This is a genomic window from Exiguobacterium sp. N4-1P (assembly GCF_002214325.1).
This window is the reverse complement of record NZ_CP022236.1, coordinates 1,828,198-1,844,506: the sequence shown is the minus strand read 5'-3', so window position 1 is coordinate 1,844,506 and position 16,309 is coordinate 1,828,198. Positions and strand designations below refer to the sequence as shown.

Genomic DNA, 16,309 nt, shown 5'->3' with positions numbered 1-16,309 from the left:
ACGTCTTAATCAGACTGCTGCAAGCGAATCGGGGACTGGTGTGAGCCCGAACAGTAAGTGAGAATGGATATCCCCTTCGAGTGTGAGACTGAACCATTAAGTAAGTCGCACCGATTCGCCCCCGTTATCGGGCTCTTAAGTGGTAGTTCGTACGGTTGAACTACTAGTAGGGTGGTACCGCGAGTTCAAGCCAAGCTCGTCCCTATACCAGGGATGTGTTTGGCTTTTTTTGTATGTTAAATTAAAAGAAGTGAGGGAATGCCAGATGGAGTACAAAGATACATTACTGATGATGAAAACTGAATTTCTAATGCGAGGTAACTTGCCGAAACGTGAGCCGGACATGCAGGCACGTTGGAACGAGATGAACTTATATCAAGCAGTTCAAGAAAAAAATGCTGGGAAACCAACCTTCATCCTTCATGATGGACCACCATACGCAAACGGTGATATCCACATGGGGCACGGATTAAACAAAGTCTTAAAAGATATCGTCGTCCGTTACAAATCGATGAATGGTTTCCGTTCACCGTACGTACCGGGTTGGGATACACACGGTTTACCGATTGAAACAGCGCTCCAAAAATCAGGTGTCGATCGGAAGACGATGTCGGTCGCTGAGTTCCGTGAGTTGTGTGCGAAATATGCGCTCGAACAAGTCGATCATCAGCGTGAACAGTTTAAGCGTTTAGGTGTTCTCGGTGACTATGATAATCCATACATCACGCTCCAACCGGAATTTGAAGCGGCGCAAATTCGCCTCTTCGGTGACATGGCGAACAAAGGCTATATCTATAAAGGAAAAAAACCAGTCTACTGGTCACCTTCTTCTGAGTCGGCACTGGCAGAAGCCGAAATCGAATACCATGATAAACGTTCTGCTGCCATCTATGTTGCGTTCCCTGTCTTAGAAGGAAATAACATCTTAGAGCCAACCGATCACTTCGTCATCTGGACGACGACGCCGTGGACGATTCCTGCAAACCTCGGAATCTCTGTCAGTGCGGAACTCACGTATGCCCGGATCGAGTACGAAGGAAAAGGTTATATCGTCGCAGAGGCGCTTGTTCCTGAAGTCATCGAGGCACTCGGATGGGAAGACGCGACAGTCGGTCGTGTCTTCAATGGAGCAGATTTCGAATACATGAAAGCCAAACACCCGCTCTATGACCGTGAATCACTCGTCATGCTCGGTGATCATGTTACGGCGGAAGCAACCGGCGTCGTGCATACGGCACCTGGACACGGGGAAGATGACTATCGCATCGGACAAGCATACGGACTCGATGTCCTCTGCCCGGTCGATGATAAAGGGGTCATGACGGCGGAAGCACCAGGATTCGAAGGCATGTTCTATGAAGATGCGAATAAAGAAGTCGGTCTTGCGTTAGAAAAAGCGGGCGCATTGTTGAAACTATCGTTCATCAAACACTCGTATCCGCACGACTGGCGGACGAAAAAACCGGTCATCTTCCGGGCAACACCACAATGGTTCGCGTCGATTAAAGACTTCCGTGCGGAAATCCTTGACGAAATCAAAGATGTGCAGTGGGTACCGGCATGGGGAGAAACACGTCTTCACAACATGTTTAAAGATCGTGGCGACTGGGTCATCTCGCGTCAACGTGCATGGGGCGTGCCCCTTCCAATCTTCTATGCAGAAGACGGAACAGAAATCGTTACACCGGAAACAATCGACCATATCGCGAACTTGTTCGCAGAGCACGGTTCGAACGTCTGGTATGAACGCGAAGCAATCGACTTATTGCCGGAAGGCTTTACGCACCCGGCAAGTCCGAATGGTCAGTTCAAAAAAGAAACAGACATCATGGATGTCTGGTTCGATTCCGGCTCGTCACATGCCGGTGTGCTGGCGACGCGTCCAGAACTAGAGCGTCCGGCTGATCTTTACCTCGAAGGTTCAGACCAATACCGTGGCTGGTTCAACTCGTCGCTTTCGACAGCTGTTGCGACAACGGGAAAAGCACCGTATAAAGCAGTCGTCAGTCATGGTTTCGTATTAGACGGTCAAGGACGGAAGATGTCGAAGTCAATCGGGAATACGATTGCCCCAATCCAAATCATGCAACAATTCGGTGCTGAGATTCTTCGTCTGTGGGTTGCGTCAGTCGATTATCAGTCAGATGTCCGGGCATCGATGGACAACTTTAAACAAGTTTCAGAATCATACCGTAAAATCCGGAACACGGTCCGTTTCCTGCTCGGGAACTTGGATCAATTCGATCACACGGCACATCGTGTTGCGTTTGAAGATTTACCGGAAGCAGACCGTTTCATGCGGACGAAGCTCGATCAATTAGTCGGTAAAGTCAAAAAAGCCTATGATGCGTATGATTTCATGGCAGTTTACCAACTGTTGCATAACTTCTGTGTCCTTGACCTGTCTTCGTTCTACCTCGACTACACGAAAGACATCTTGTATATCGAACAAGCAGATGCACCGGCGCGTCGTGCCGTTCAAACGGTCATGTATGATACCGTCGTGACATTGTTACAATTGATGGCACCTGTCTTACCGCATACGGCAGACGAAGCATGGGAATTCGTTCCTGGTGTCGAGACGGCAAGTATCTTCTTGACGGATTTACCGGAAGCAGTCGACGTATCGGAAGAAGGACTTGCACTGATCGCGAAATGGAACGCGTTCCTCGTCTTCCGCGATGATGTCTTGAAGGCGCTTGAAGAAGCACGGGCAGAGAAGCTCGTCGGGAAAACGCTCGAAGCCAAACTCGAGCTCGCACCGAACGAAGCGACGAAGAACTTGCTTGCGACAATCGACCATCTTGAACAACTGCTTCAAGTCTCACACATCGATTTTGTCGACTCGGCAGAACGTAACTATGAGACGACAGCAATCACTGTTTTGAAAGCGGACGGCGAGAAATGTGAACGTTGCTGGACATATTCGACTGAACTTGGTCAAGATCCGGCTCATCCGACACTTTGTCCTCGTTGTACTGCGGTCGTCAATTCTTTATAATGAATAAGGGGAGGGGCGGCTACTGCGACTTCGTAGCTACCCCTCATTATTTTTGATGTGGGGGAAAACAGGATGTGGCTTTACTTAGTGATTGCTGCTTTACTCGTAGGAGTGGATCAATTGACGAAATGGATCGTCGTTCAGCAGATGACGATTGGTCAAGCGATTGAAGTCATTCCAAATTTCTTTTATCTCAATTCATACCGCAACCGTGGAGCGGCATGGGGAATGCTTGAAGGAAAATTCGGCTTCTTCTTCATCGTGACGGTTCTCGTCGTTGTTGGTCTGATTTATTTTCTGTACAAAGAAGGAACAAAAAACAAAGTATTTGCTTGGAGTGTCGCTTTACTACTGAGTGGAGCGATCGGAAATTTTATTGACCGGATGGCGCGTGGGGAAGTCGTTGATTTCTTACACTTTTATCCGTTCGGCTATAATTTTCCGATCTTTAATGTCGCAGACGTCTGCTTGACATTTGGAGTGATTTTGATGCTGATTAGCGTCATGTTCGAAGAGCGTTTGACGAAGAAGGGAACGATTGATTAATGAATGAACAACAAGTATGGACGGTCGAAGCAAAAGGCGCGACAGGGCGAATCGATAAATGGTTGGCTGAACAACAAGAGTGGTCGCGTTCGCAAGTGCAAGACTGGTTAAAGGCGGGGCACGTCGAAGTAGACGGACGCATCGTGAAACCGAACTATAAGATGACGGGAACGGAAAGCATCACCGTGCATATCCCGGAAGCCGTCGAACTCGAAATCTTACCGGAAGACATTCCGCTAGATGTCGTTTACGAAGACAGCGATGTCATCGTCATCAATAAACCAAAAGGCATGGTCGTCCACCCGGCAGCAGGACATGTGTCAGGAACACTCGTTAATGCGTTGCTTCATCACTGTCAAGACCTCTCAGGCATCAATGGGGTCAAACGACCAGGAATCGTTCACCGGATCGATAAAGATACATCGGGTCTCTTGATGGTCGCTAAAAATGATTTAGCCCATGAATCGCTTGCGCAACAATTAAAAGATAAGACGACGGAACGTCTTTATATCGCGCTTGTCCATGGCGAGATTCCCCATGAACTCGGAACGATTGAAGCACCGGTCGGCCGTGATAAAAATGACCGTCAACGGATGACGGTCACGGACAAAAACTCAAAAGCAGCGGTCACGCATTTCCGTGTCCTCGATCGGTATGAAGGCTTTACGGTCGTTGAGTGTAAACTCGAAACAGGACGGACTCACCAAATTCGTGTCCACATGCGCTATATCGGATTCCCGCTCGCAGGTGACCCGAAATATGGACCGCGGAAGACGATGAAGATGAATGGTCAAGCACTCCACGCAGCGGTTCTCGGATTTGAACATCCACGGACCGGCGAATGGTTGACGTTCGAAGCACCACTCCCGGAAGAGATGACGTTTGAGATCAGTCAGTTGAAAAAACTTGAATTAGAGTCTTGACGTTTTTCTGATAAAACGGTAGAGTAACACCTAGAGAGCGATGCGAGACATCAGCCTCACCAAATCGGTCGTCCGCGTGACGATCCTACAAAATTAGAACACCTTTAATCGAGTCCGGAGAGGCTACGAAAGGGAGACACCGTAACGCGTGTAAACACATGGCTTTGCTATGTACACATCTGTCTTCAACAACCTCCTGCCGATTAAGCAGGAGGTTTTTTTATGAAAGGAGAAGCCATGAAACCAGCCATCATTTTAGATGAAGCGGCAATCAGTCGTGCCTTAACACGAATCGCCCATGAAATCATCGAGCGCAACAAAGGGATTGAAGAATTGATGATCGTCGGTATCAAGACGCGGGGCGAAACACTTGCGAGACGCCTTGCCCGGCGGATTGAAGAGATTGAAGGAAAAGCCGTGTTACTCGGTGTCGTCGACATCTCGATGTACCGCGATGATCTCTCGAAGAAAAGCCTCGAGCCGGAAATCAAAGGGTCCGAGATGCCGGAAGACGTCACAGGAAAAATCGTTGTGCTCGTCGATGATGTCCTGTACACGGGACGGACGGTCCGCGCGGCAATGGACGCACTCGTCGATCATGGTCGACCAAGCATGATTCAGTTAGCTGTCCTTGTTGACCGAGGTCACCGGGAACTCCCGATTCGACCAGATTTCATCGGCAAGAACGTTCCGACGTCACGCGAAGAACAAGTCGTCGTCGCCTTATCAGAAGTCGACGATGCTGATCAAGTATTCATTAAACGTTAAATCAAAAATACCTTTAACGTGGTCCAGAGAGACCAGAAAGGGAGATGCTCTCATGTCAAAACATAAAGCAATTCTTGAAGTCCGTGAATTACCGAAACATCCTCTTCAATGGCTGATGCTCAGCCTCCAACATGTCTTCGCGATGTTTGGTGCGACCGTGCTCGTTCCGTTACTTACGGGATTAAACACATCTGTCGCACTCGTCGCGAGCGGAGTCGGCACGTTGATTTTCCTCGCCGTCACCCGTTTCAAAGTCCCCACATACCTTGGTTCTAGTTTTGCCTACATCGTCCCAATCATCGCCGTCAGCGAACGCTGGGGTGTCGAAGATGCACTTGTCGGCGGGATGGTCGCTGGACTTGTCTACGGACTTGTCTCCTTAATCATCATGTACACAGGTGTCTCCTGGTTGATGAAACTGCTTCCGCCGGTCGTCATCGGTCCAGTCATCATGGTCATCGGTCTATCGCTTGCCCCAACGGCTGTCAGCATGGCAATGAACGGAGCGGATGGCACATATAACGGCTTGTTCTTCTTCGTCGCCTTGACGACGCTCGCTGTTACGCTCCTCGCGATGACGTACTTTAAAGGCATGTGGAGTACGGTGCCGATTTTGTTCGGTATTCTCGCCGGATACCTCGTCGCAGCAATTAGCGGGATCGTTGATTTCGCACCACTGCGCGAAGCAACATTCTTCCATCTACCTGACTTTACGATTCCGTTCCTCGACTATTCACCGACCTTGAACTGGGCAGCACTCGCCTTGATCGTCCCGGTCACACTCGTCACGTTGACGGAACATATCGGTGAACAAAAGGTCACTTCCCGCATCATTGGGCGCGAGACGCTCCTTGATCCGGGAATGCACCGGACAGTGCTTGGAGACGGGATTGCCAAAACAGTCGCTTCGATGCTCGGTGGACCACCTGTCACGACATACGGCGAAAACAACGGTGTCATGGCGATTACGCGTGTCTACAGCGTGTTTGTCCTCGGTGGCGCAGCATTACTTGCAATCAGCTTCGGATTCCTTGGATACGTCGAAGGCTTCATTAAAACGATTCCGACACCCGTCATGGGCGGCATCAGCATCCTCTTGTTCGGGGTCATCGCCTCGAACGGTCTCCGGACGATCGTCGAAAGTAAGGTCGATTTAGCAGATAAACGAAACTTGACGATCACGGCCGTCATCTTGGTCATCGGCATCGGCGGTGCAGCTTTGAAAGTGGGGAACTTCTCGTTAGAAGGAATGGCGCTCGCCACCATCCTCGGAGTTGTCTTGAACTTGATTTTACCGAAGGCGGCACAGGAAGAAGTCGACATCGAAGAAACACCTTTACAACCGAAACGAGCAGCTAACGACTTTTAAGACGTTCCCGAGAGGACGATAAAGTGGAGGCCCTTGTAGATCGCAGATGTTCATCTGCTTTCTTCAGCGCACCTTCACATCAGAAGGTGCGCTTTTTTGCGGCCGAAAAAGGAGTGAACGAGATGAAAACCCAACCAGTGAGTCCCGATTTCGTCAGTCTCGACCAGCTCTCGATTCTAGAAATCGAGCAGTTGATTGAGCGGGCGCTTGAATTGAAACATGGACAACCGTCAAATACCTTTGCGAATAAAACGATCGCCAACCTGTTCTTTGAAAATTCGACACGGACACGCTGTTCATTCGAGATGGCGGAACATCGCTTAGGAATGCATGTCCTGCCGTTTGAGACGACGATATCGTCCGTCCAAAAAGGAGAAACGTTACTTGATACATGTAAAACACTTGAAGCACTCGGGGTCGAAGCACTTGTCATTCGCCATCACGAGACAGGTTATTACCACGCGCTGATTGAGCAGTTGACGATTCCGGTCATCAATGCGGGCGATGGGAGTGGTCAACATCCGTCCCAGTCTTTACTCGATTTAATGACGATGTTTGCCGAATTCGGTCATATTCACGGCAAAACGGTTGTCATCTGTGGTGACCTGCGACACAGCCGGGTCGCCCGGTCGAACGCGGACGTGTTGCAACGGCTCGGGGCGACCGTCATCGGTTCCGGTCCATCGGAATGGTTTGACGAGACGATGGGGATTGCCTATGTCCCGATTGACGAGGCAATCGAGCAAAGTGACATCATCATGTTACTCCGGGTTCAGCAGGAACGGCACAGTCAGGCGATGGAGCTCGAAGAAACATATCACGAACAATATGGTTTGACACTCGACCGGATGCGGCGGGTCCGACCGGAAGCAATCATCTTACACCCGGCACCCGTCAATCGCGGAATCGAGATTGCGGACGAACTGGTCGAACATACCCAGTCACGAATCTTCGAGCAGATGAAAAATGGTGTGTTCGCCCGAATGGCGATTTTAGAACGTGCGTTTCATCCTAACTCAACTGAAGGAGAGATTTAATATGACACTACGTATCGATCACGCAACATGGTATCAAAACGGACAATTGCAACAATCAAGCATTCGCATCGAGGATGGCTTGATTACGGATCTCGATGCTGCGCCGCGGGCGGACGAGCAAGTCATCGATGCAAGTAACCGCTTGTTAGCACCAGGCTTCGTCGATATTCATGTCCATCTCCGCGAACCGGGTGGCGAACATAAAGAAACGATTGCAACAGGTACGGCCGCAGCCGCAGCCGGCGGATTCACGACAATCTGTCCGATGCCGAATACGCGTCCTGTTCCGGATGACCGCGAGACGTTAGACGCCTTGTTCAAGAAAATCGAAGAAACGGCGTCTGTCCGGGTTTTGCCTTATGCGGCGATTTCAAAAAATCAGCTAGGACAGGAACTCGTCGCGTTTGAAGAATTAACGGATGCCTTTGCGTTTACAGATGACGGCGTCGGCGTTCAAAGTGCCGCCGTCATGCGGGAAGCGATGCGACGCGCCGCGAAACTCGGGAAGGCGGTCGTCGCCCATTGTGAGGACGATACGTTGAAAGCCGGCTGTGTCCATGAAGGTGCGTATAGTGAACGGGAAGGACTGCAGGGGATTCCGTCACTAGCGGAAAGTATCCACATCGCGCGCGACGTCTTAATCGCAGAAGCGACCGGCTGCCATTATCATGTCTGTCATGTCTCGACAAAAGAATCAGTCCGGGTCATTCGTGACGCCAAACGGGCAGGAATCCGTGTCACGGCAGAAGTGACACCGCACCATCTCGTCCTGACGGAAGATGACATCGAGGGGCAGGATCCGAACTTTAAAATGAATCCGCCCCTTCGGAGTAAGGCAGACCGGGCGGCACTGCTCGAAGGGTTACGCGATGGCACGATTGATTGTATCGCAACGGATCATGCGCCGCACGCAGCCGATGAAAAAGCGCTCGGCATCGAGCGGGCACCATTTGGAATTACGGGCTTCGAGACAGCCTTTCCACTACTTTATACGAAACTTGTTCAAACGAACCAGATGACGCTAAGCGACTTAGTCGATGCCTTGGCACGCAAGCCGGCCGCCTTGTTCGACTTACCGTATGGTCGCTTGGAAGTCGGGGCACCGGCAGATCTCGTGTTGCTTGATTTAGAGACCGTCCGACCGGTTGAACCAGAACGCTTTTATTCAAAAGGAAAAAATACACCGTTCGCGGGGCAGTTACTGACAGGATACCCGGTCATGACACTCGTCGGTGGAAAAATCGTATTCAAGGGGGAAACGGCACATGTCTAAACGGACACTCATTTTAGAAGATGGTATGACGTTCGAAGGGACAGCATTTGGCGCAACACGCGTCACGATGGGGGAGGTCGTCTTCCAGACAGGGATGACGGGATACCAGGAAATGTTATCTGATCCATCCTATTGTGACCAGATGATCGTCTTGACGAATCCCTTGATCGGGAACTATGGCATCAACCGGGAAGATTACGAAACGACGCGACCACTTGCGAAAGCACTCATCGTCCGTGAAGTCTGCCATACTCCGTCGAACTTCCGCTCCCAATCGTCGTTAGCAGAGGCCTTAAAAGAATTCGATATTCCGGGCTTAACCGGCGTCGATACACGTCAACTGACGCGCCACTTACGATCAAAAGGCGTCATGCGGGGATTGCTCGTCGATGGTGAATTTAATCTCGCCGACCAATTAGAGCGTTTGCACAACATGCCACTCGCAACGGATCAGGTGCAACGTGCTTCGACGGAACGGGCGTACATCATCCCGGGTGCCGGTCCGCGGATTGTCCTCGTCGACTTTGGTGCAAAGCTCGGCATCGTCCGTGAACTCGTCCGCCGCGGTTGCGAAGTTGTCGTCGTACCGTACAATGTTACGGCGAAGGAAGTCTTGCGTTATAAACCGGACGGCATGATGTTATCGAACGGTCCCGGGAATCCGAAAGACGTTCCAACAGCGATTCCATTGATTCAAGAGCTGACAGGGAAAATCGTCATCTTCGGCATTTGTCTCGGTCATCAATTGATTGCGCTTGCGCACGGCGGCGATACGTTCAAGTTACCGTTCGGTCATCGCGGTGCCAATCACCCGGTTCAAGATCTTCAAACCGGTCACGTCAGCATCACCTCACAAAATCATGGCTACGCCGTCGACGAACAGTCACTGAAGGGATTTGAGTTAATCGTCACACACGTCGCGATCAATGATGGGACGGTCGAAGGTGTCAGACACCGGACGGAACCTGTCTTCTCTGTTCAATATCATCCGGAAGCATCACCCGGTCCAATGGACGCCAATGATTTATTCGATCAGTTTTTAACAGAAATCACGAACCAACAGGAGGTCACTCATGCCTAAACGTCAAGATATCCAGAAGATTCTCGTTATCGGATCAGGTCCAATCGTCATCGGACAAGCAGCAGAGTTTGATTATGCCGGAACCCAAGCGTGCCAAGCACTCAAGGAAGAAGGCTACGAAGTCATCCTCGTGAACTCGAACCCCGCAACGATCATGACAGACCCGACTGTCGCGGACCGGGTTTACATCGAACCGCTCCAAGCGGAGTTCGTGTCCCGGATCATCCGCAAGGAACGTCCGGATGCCTTGCTTGCGACACTCGGTGGGCAGACTGGATTGAATCTAGCGGTCGAACTCGACCGACTCGGCGTTTTGGCTGAATATGGTGTCGAACTGCTCGGAACGAAACTGTCCGCGATTGAAGAGGCAGAAGATCGTGATTTGTTCAGAAAATTGATGTTCAGACTGGGACACGGTGTCCCGGAGAGTGAAATCGTTCATACAGTAGAAGAAGCGGAACAATTTTGCGCGAAAATCGGTCTGCCGATCATCATTCGACCGGCTTACACACTCGGTGGTACAGGCGGCGGGATTGCTGAGACGATGGACGAGTTCGTCCGAATCGTCGAGGGCGGTATCAAAGCGAGTCCGGCGAACCAAGTATTGCTCGAGAAATCAATTGCCGGGATGAAAGAAGTTGAGTTCGAAGTCATGCGTGACGCGACGAACCAAGCGATCATCGTCTGTGCGATGGAAAACTTTGACCCGGTCGGCGTCCATACGGGCGACTCGATTGTCTTTGCACCAACCCAGACACTGTCCGACCGCGATTATCAAATGATGCGAAATGTTTCACTCGACATCATCCGTGCCCTTGGCATCGAAGGCGGATGTAACATCCAGTTTGCACTTGATCCGCATAGTTTCGACTACTATGTCATCGAAGTGAACCCGCGCGTTTCGCGCTCGTCGGCCTTGGCGTCGAAGGCGACAGGCTACCCGATTGCAAAACTTGCGGCAAAAATTGCTGTCGGTTATGCCTTATCGGAACTGAAGAACCCGATCACGGAAACGAGTTTTGCCTCGTTTGAACCGGCACTCGACTACGTCGTCGCGAAGATTCCGCGCTGGCCGTTTGATAAGTTCGAATCGGCAGACCGGACGCTCGGGACGCAAATGAAGGCGACAGGTGAAGTCATGGCGATGGGACGGACGATGGAAGAAGCCTTGCTGAAGGCAGTCCGCTCGCTCGAAATCGGGATGTCGGATCTCCGGATGGACCGTTTTCTCGACATGGATGAAGTGACACTCAACCAGTACATCGTCAAAGCAACGGATGAACGGCTATTCGCCCTTTACGCGGGAATGGAGCGGGGTTATTCGGTCGAACAAATTCACGAATGGACCAGCATCGACCGGCTGTTTTTAGAGAAGTTACACCATATCTTCCGGATTGAACAGGAGTTGGCACGCGAAGAGCTGACACGCGAGCGTTTATTACACGCAAAACGTTACGGCTTCAGCGATGCGATGATTGGCCGGATCACGAAGAAAAGTGAGACCGTGATTCGTCATACGCGAAATCAAGAACAGATTCATCCCGTCTACAAGATGGTCGATACGTGTGCAGCAGAGTTCGCTTCCGATACACCGTATTACTACGGAACGTATGAAGTCGAAAATGAAGCGGCACCGACGACACGCCCGTCGATTCTCGTACTGGGTTCCGGGCCGATCCGAATTGGACAAGGTGTCGAATTCGACTATGCGACGGTCCACTCGATTCAAGCGATTCGCGAAGCGGGTTATGAAGCGATCATCGTCAACAACAACCCGGAAACGGTCTCGACGGACTTCTCGATTTCGGACCGGCTCTACTTTGAACCACTGACGACGGAAGATGTTCTCGAAGTCATCCGAAATGAACAACCGATCGGCGTCATCGTCCAGTTCGGCGGGCAAACTGCCATCAACTTAGCTGAGTCGCTCGCTGACGAAGGGGTCAAGATTCTCGGAACGGCGTTAGAAGATCTTGATATGGCAGAAGACCGGAAACAATTCGAAGCCGCTTTGACAAAACTTGAGATTCCACAACCGCCCGGAAAAACAGCGGTCACGGTCGAAGAAGCGACGGCAGCGGCAGCGGGTCTCGGCTATCCTGTCCTCGTCCGTCCGTCTTATGTCCTCGGTGGACGTGCAATGGAAATCGTCTACGGGCAACAAGAGCTCGAACATTATATGAAACATGCCGTCATCGCCTCGCCGGAACGACCGGTCCTCGTCGACCGTTACTTGACGGGAATGGAGCTTGAAGTGGATGCGATTTGCGACGGTGAAGATGTCGTCATCCCGGGTATCATGGAGCACATCGAACGTGCGGGAGTACACTCCGGGGACTCGATCGGGGTGTATCCCCCGCAACGTGTCGCGCAAGCAATCAAAGATCAAATCGTTGATTACACGACGCGTATCGCAAAAGCATTCCGCATCAAAGGATTGCTCAACATCCAGTTCGTCTTCGCTGACGGGGAACTCTATGTGCTTGAAGTCAACCCGCGGGCGAGTCGGACTGTACCGTTCATCTCAAAAGTAACGGGATTACCGGTCGCACGTCTCGCGACGAACGTCATCTTAGGTGAGACACTCGCGTCTTACGGACTGATAAGCGGTCTCCTGCCGGAAGAGAAGCTCGTGTCCGTCAAAGTACCGGTCTTCTCATTCGCGAAACTGAAGGAAGTGGATCCGTCACTCGGACCGGAAATGAAGTCGACCGGTGAAGTCATCGGAACGGACCGGACGCTCGAGAAAGCACTGTATAAAGGGTTACTCGCTTCCGGAATGGCGATTCCTGAACATGGTCGTATCTTGATGACGGTCGCTGATCAAGATAAACAAGAAATGCTGGGTCTCGCCAAGCGGTTTGCAACACTCGGATTCACATTGCTCGCAACAGCCGGAACAGCAAGCTTCTTGACAGGACATGAGTTAGCCGTCCAGGTTGTCGGAAAAATTGGTTCCGATCAAGGGTCAATGCTCGATTTAATCGAAAAAGCAGAAGTCGAGTATGTCATCAACACGATGAGTCGCGACTCCCAAGTGACGAAAGATGGTTTCATCATTCGCCGGGCAGCCGCAGAAAACAATGTCGTCTGTCTGACATCGCTCGATACGGCAGAAGCGTTACTCCGAGTCATTGAGAGTCTCTCATTCGAAGCGAGTTCGATTCAAGCATTCACGCACATGAAAAAGGCGGTGACGCGATGATTGAACTACTAACGGTCGTCTCAACGAAAAAGGTCGCAGTTAATGCGACAGAATTGATTTGTCGGATGCCGGAGGTAAAAAAGATTGAGCCGGGTCGCTTCATGCACCTGCGTGTCGGCCCGTTATTACGGCGTCCGATTTCAATCGCAAACGTCGAAGGCGATCTAATCACTTTTTTATTCAAAGAGATTGGTCAAGGAACAAAAGAACTCGCTTCCTTACGGCCTGGGGATTTCGTCGATGCCCTCGGACCACTCGGGAACGGTTTTCCGGTGAACTTGATTGAGCGAACGAGTTGCGTTGTCCTCGTTGGTGGGGGAATCGGTGTTCCGCCGCTGTATTATACGATGCGTAAACTCGTCGAACGTGGGGTGACGTGTGAAGCGATTCTAGGGTTTGATACGGCAGACAGTGTGTTTTACGAAGAGGCGTTTAAAAAGCTCGGGCCGACGACGATTACGACGGTCGACGGGACGGCGGGTGTTCAAGGATTTGTGACGGCGGCACTGACACCAGAGCGGTTCGATACGTTACTCGCGTGTGGGCCGGAACCGATGTTACGCTCCTTGCAAACGGTCCCGATTCAAGATCGTTTCCTGTCGATCGAAAACCGGATGGGTTGCGGGATTGGTGCTTGTTTCGCCTGTGTCTGTAAGACACCGGACGGAAACTACGTGAAGACATGTTCCGATGGTCCAGTCTTTCGGGCGGAAGCGGTGATTTTATGAATCGATTAGCGGTCACGTTACCGGGATTGAATTTGAAGAATCCAATTATGCCAGCATCCGGTTGCTTCGGCTTCGGGGAAGAGTTTGCCAAGTTCTACGATTTATCTGTCCTTGGCGGAATCATGATTAAGGCGGCGACAGGCGAGGAACGGTACGGAAACCCAACCCCACGCGTCGCGGAGAGCGGAATGGGGATGTTGAACGCAATCGGGTTGCAAAATCCAGGCGTCGAGGGCATCATCGAAACGAAGTTACCGTTCTTAAGTCAGTTCGATACGGAAATCATCGCGAATGTCGCCGGATCGACACCGGAAGAATACGAAACGGTCACCCGGTTAATCAGTCAAAATCCGGTCGTCAAAGCAATCGAGTTGAATATTTCTTGTCCGAACGTCAAATCCGGCGGACTGCAGTTCGGAACAGACCCACGGATGGCAGCAGAATTGACGCGACGTGTCAAAGCAGTGTCGGATAAACCCGTCTACGTCAAACTGTCACCGAACGTCACGTCAATCGTCGAGATGGCACAGGCCGTCGAACAGGCAGGAGCGGACGGGTTGACGATGATCAACACGCTAGTCGGGATGCGAATTGATGTCCGGACCGGTCAACCGATTCTTGCAAATCGGATTGGCGGTCTATCTGGCCCCGCCATCAAACCCGTTGCAATCCGGATGATTCATGATGTCGCACAAGTCGTCGAGATTCCGATCATCGGGATGGGCGGCGTCATGGAGGTCGATGATGTGCTGGAAATGATTTATGCCGGTGCATCGGCTGTAGCGGTCGGGACGGCGAACTTCGTCAATCCGTTCATTTGCCAAGAGTTGATTGCGGCACTCCCGAAACGGATGGACGAACTCGGGATCGAACATATTTTAGACATTAGGGGGAACGCTTATGGATCAGCTTTACATCGCGCTTGATTTTCCGTCAGGATTACACGTCACTCGATTTTTAGAAAAATTCGGCCCAGTCCGACCTGCCGTCAAAGTCGGCATGGAGCTCTATTACGCCGAAGGGCCGGCGTTCGTCCGACAATTGGTCGAACGGGGGCATGCCGTCTTTTTAGACTTGAAGGTCCATGATATCCCGGAAACGGCGCGACGAACCCTTCGCGTCATCGGTCAGCTCGGCGTTGAGTTGACGAACGTTCATGCTGCGGGAGGACTCGAAATGATGCGTGCGGCACGGGAAGGATTAGACGAAACAGCTGCGGGCACCCGGTTGATTGCCGTGACACAATTGACGTCGACGGATCAGGCGATGATCGAACAATTACTGATTCATGAGGAGTTGGATACCGTCGTCGTCGCGTATGCACAACTAGCCGAACAAGCTGGTTTAGACGGAGTTGTCTGTTCAGCACTCGATGTTGAAAAAATCAAGCCGAGTTGCCGCGACAGATTTCAACTCGTCACACCGGGGATTCGTCCGGCAGGGACAGCGGTGCATGATCAAAAACGAATCGCAACGGTTGAATTTGCCCGCGATGCGGGAGCGACGGATCTTGTCATCGGACGCGCCATCACGCAGGCGGATGACCCGGCAGCGATGTACGAAGACTTACTGGCACAATGGAAGGGGATCCGACAATGAATCAATTAGCGACTGCATTACTCGAAATCGAAGCCGTCACACTTTCACCAAGTCAACCGTACACATGGGCGAGCGGACTCCGTTCCCCGATCTACTGTGATAATCGTCTGACATTGTCGAGTCCGGATGTCCGTTCGATGATTGCCGATTTATTGGCGCAGCAGGTCAAATCGTTACAAGTCGACGTCATCGCAGGGACGGCGACAGCGGGTATTCCACACGCCGCGCTCGTCGCGGACCGACTCAACTTACCGATGGTCTATGTCCGCGGTAGTGCCAAACAACATGGAAAAGGGAATCAAATCGAAGGGCGCATTAAACCGGGCCAACGCGTCGTTGTCATCGAAGATTTGTTATCGACAGGTAAATCATCGATTGAAGCGGCTGAAGCTTTGCAACAGGCAGGGGCGGAAGTCGTGCAGATTCAAGCCATCTTCTCCTATGGCATGAGTCGTTTGCAAGCTAATTTAACGGCAGCGAATCTGAAGGCGACATCGCTACTGAATTTTTCGGAGTTACTCGAAACGGCAGTTGCGACAAGTGCGATCTCGAGAGACGAACAGACACAACTGCTCGCGTGGTCAATTGATCCAGTTGCTTGGAGTGACCGTTTCACAGCGACGATTTGATTGAGTGAATCAAATACCAGAGTGTAAATAGAGGCTCCTTATCCGGACGGGTAAGGAGCCTTGACGATTTTAGATGAATGTTTTTTGACTTGTCGTATGGGGTGGAAACTTTTTTTGTTACACTAGTTGTAGAACAAAGGAGGTCGCTTC

13 protein-coding genes are annotated in these 16,309 nt (G+C 51.3%); all 13 read left to right on the top strand.

Annotated features, from left to right (window positions below):
* The first annotated feature begins 265 nt into the window (after nucleotides 1–265).
* The 13 genes from ileS to pyrE all read left to right on the top strand — a co-directional run bounded on the left by ileS (nucleotide 266) and on the right by pyrE (nucleotide 16,159).
* Entirely contained in the window at nucleotides 266–3,001 is a 2,736-nt protein-coding gene (gene ileS / locus A0126_RS09620; protein WP_088837424.1) for an isoleucine--tRNA ligase, read from the top strand.
* A gap of 72 nt (nucleotides 3,002–3,073) precedes the next feature.
* The gene (gene lspA, locus A0126_RS09615; RefSeq protein ID WP_088837423.1) at nucleotides 3,074–3,547 is read left to right on the top strand and encodes a signal peptidase II; all 474 of its coding nucleotides are present in this window, start codon (nucleotides 3,074–3,076) and stop codon (nucleotides 3,545–3,547) included.
* Nucleotides 3,547–4,470, top strand: a complete 924-nt coding sequence (locus tag A0126_RS09610) for an RluA family pseudouridine synthase (protein WP_088837422.1) — start codon at nucleotides 3,547–3,549, stop codon at nucleotides 4,468–4,470. The genes lspA and A0126_RS09610 overlap by 1 nt, the downstream gene beginning before the upstream one ends.
* A 237-nt stretch (nucleotides 4,471–4,707) precedes the next feature.
* The gene (pyrR, locus tag A0126_RS09605; protein WP_029330897.1) at nucleotides 4,708–5,238 is read left to right on the top strand and encodes a bifunctional pyr operon transcriptional regulator/uracil phosphoribosyltransferase PyrR; all 531 of its coding nucleotides are present in this window, start codon (nucleotides 4,708–4,710) and stop codon (nucleotides 5,236–5,238) included.
* A gap of 52 nt (nucleotides 5,239–5,290) precedes the next feature.
* Nucleotides 5,291–6,607, top strand: coding sequence for a uracil-xanthine permease family protein (locus A0126_RS09600; protein ID WP_088837421.1), 1,317 nt, complete (start codon nucleotides 5,291–5,293; stop codon nucleotides 6,605–6,607).
* Nucleotides 6,608–6,729: 122 nt separating this feature from the next.
* The gene (locus A0126_RS09595) at nucleotides 6,730–7,644 is read left to right on the top strand and encodes an aspartate carbamoyltransferase catalytic subunit (RefSeq protein WP_088837420.1); all 915 of its coding nucleotides are present in this window, start codon (nucleotides 6,730–6,732) and stop codon (nucleotides 7,642–7,644) included.
* Nucleotide 7,645: 1 nt separating this feature from the next.
* Complete coding sequence (locus tag A0126_RS09590; RefSeq protein WP_088837419.1) at nucleotides 7,646–8,917, top strand: dihydroorotase; 1,272 nt, start codon at nucleotides 7,646–7,648, stop codon at nucleotides 8,915–8,917.
* Nucleotides 8,910–9,998 carry a carbamoyl phosphate synthase small subunit gene (locus A0126_RS09585; protein WP_088837418.1) on the top strand — a complete coding sequence of 363 codons (1,089 nt, stop codon included), beginning with the start codon at nucleotides 8,910–8,912 and terminating at the stop codon, nucleotides 9,996–9,998. The genes A0126_RS09590 and A0126_RS09585 overlap by 8 nt, the downstream gene beginning before the upstream one ends.
* Nucleotides 9,991–13,203, top strand: a complete 3,213-nt coding sequence (gene carB, locus A0126_RS09580; RefSeq protein ID WP_088837417.1) for a carbamoyl-phosphate synthase large subunit — start codon at nucleotides 9,991–9,993, stop codon at nucleotides 13,201–13,203. The genes A0126_RS09585 and carB overlap by 8 nt, the downstream gene beginning before the upstream one ends.
* Nucleotides 13,200–13,931 carry a dihydroorotate dehydrogenase electron transfer subunit gene (locus A0126_RS09575; RefSeq protein ID WP_088837416.1) on the top strand — a complete coding sequence of 244 codons (732 nt, stop codon included), beginning with the start codon at nucleotides 13,200–13,202 and terminating at the stop codon, nucleotides 13,929–13,931. Before carB ends, A0126_RS09575 begins: the two co-directional genes overlap by 4 nt.
* The gene (locus tag A0126_RS09570; protein WP_088837415.1) at nucleotides 13,928–14,857 is read left to right on the top strand and encodes a dihydroorotate dehydrogenase; all 930 of its coding nucleotides are present in this window, start codon (nucleotides 13,928–13,930) and stop codon (nucleotides 14,855–14,857) included. The genes A0126_RS09575 and A0126_RS09570 overlap by 4 nt, the downstream gene beginning before the upstream one ends.
* Nucleotides 14,832–15,530: an orotidine-5'-phosphate decarboxylase gene (gene pyrF, locus A0126_RS09565; protein WP_088837414.1), complete on the top strand. Its 699-nt coding sequence runs from the start codon at nucleotides 14,832–14,834 to the stop codon at nucleotides 15,528–15,530. Before A0126_RS09570 ends, pyrF begins: the two co-directional genes overlap by 26 nt.
* Nucleotides 15,527–16,159, top strand: a complete 633-nt coding sequence (gene pyrE / locus A0126_RS09560; protein ID WP_088837413.1) for an orotate phosphoribosyltransferase — start codon at nucleotides 15,527–15,529, stop codon at nucleotides 16,157–16,159. Before pyrF ends, pyrE begins: the two co-directional genes overlap by 4 nt.
* Nucleotides 16,160–16,309 lie beyond the last annotated feature (150 nt).

Excerpts from the sequence above, each read along its gene's own strand:
- pyrF (WP_088837414.1), top strand. The coding sequence starts at position 14,832 with ATGGATCAGCTTTACATCGCGCTTGATTTTCCGTCAGGATTACACGTC.
- A0126_RS09585 (WP_088837418.1), top strand. The coding sequence starts at position 8,910 with ATGTCTAAACGGACACTCATTTTAGAAGATGGTATGACGTTCGAAGGG.
- A0126_RS09600 (WP_088837421.1), top strand. The coding sequence starts at position 5,291 with ATGTCAAAACATAAAGCAATTCTTGAAGTCCGTGAATTACCGAAACAT.
- A0126_RS09575 (WP_088837416.1), top strand. The coding sequence starts at position 13,200 with ATGATTGAACTACTAACGGTCGTCTCAACGAAAAAGGTCGCAGTTAAT.
- A0126_RS09570 (WP_088837415.1), top strand. The coding sequence starts at position 13,928 with ATGAATCGATTAGCGGTCACGTTACCGGGATTGAATTTGAAGAATCCA.
- A0126_RS09595 (WP_088837420.1), top strand. The coding sequence starts at position 6,730 with ATGAAAACCCAACCAGTGAGTCCCGATTTCGTCAGTCTCGACCAGCTC.
- A0126_RS09590 (WP_088837419.1), top strand. The coding sequence starts at position 7,646 with ATGACACTACGTATCGATCACGCAACATGGTATCAAAACGGACAATTG.
- carB (WP_088837417.1), top strand. The coding sequence starts at position 9,991 with ATGCCTAAACGTCAAGATATCCAGAAGATTCTCGTTATCGGATCAGGT.
- ileS (WP_088837424.1), top strand. The coding sequence starts at position 266 with ATGGAGTACAAAGATACATTACTGATGATGAAAACTGAATTTCTAATG.
- pyrR (WP_029330897.1), top strand. The coding sequence starts at position 4,708 with ATGAAACCAGCCATCATTTTAGATGAAGCGGCAATCAGTCGTGCCTTA.
- A0126_RS09610 (WP_088837422.1), top strand. The coding sequence starts at position 3,547 with ATGAATGAACAACAAGTATGGACGGTCGAAGCAAAAGGCGCGACAGGG.
- lspA (WP_088837423.1), top strand. The coding sequence starts at position 3,074 with ATGTGGCTTTACTTAGTGATTGCTGCTTTACTCGTAGGAGTGGATCAA.
- pyrE (WP_088837413.1), top strand. The coding sequence starts at position 15,527 with ATGAATCAATTAGCGACTGCATTACTCGAAATCGAAGCCGTCACACTT.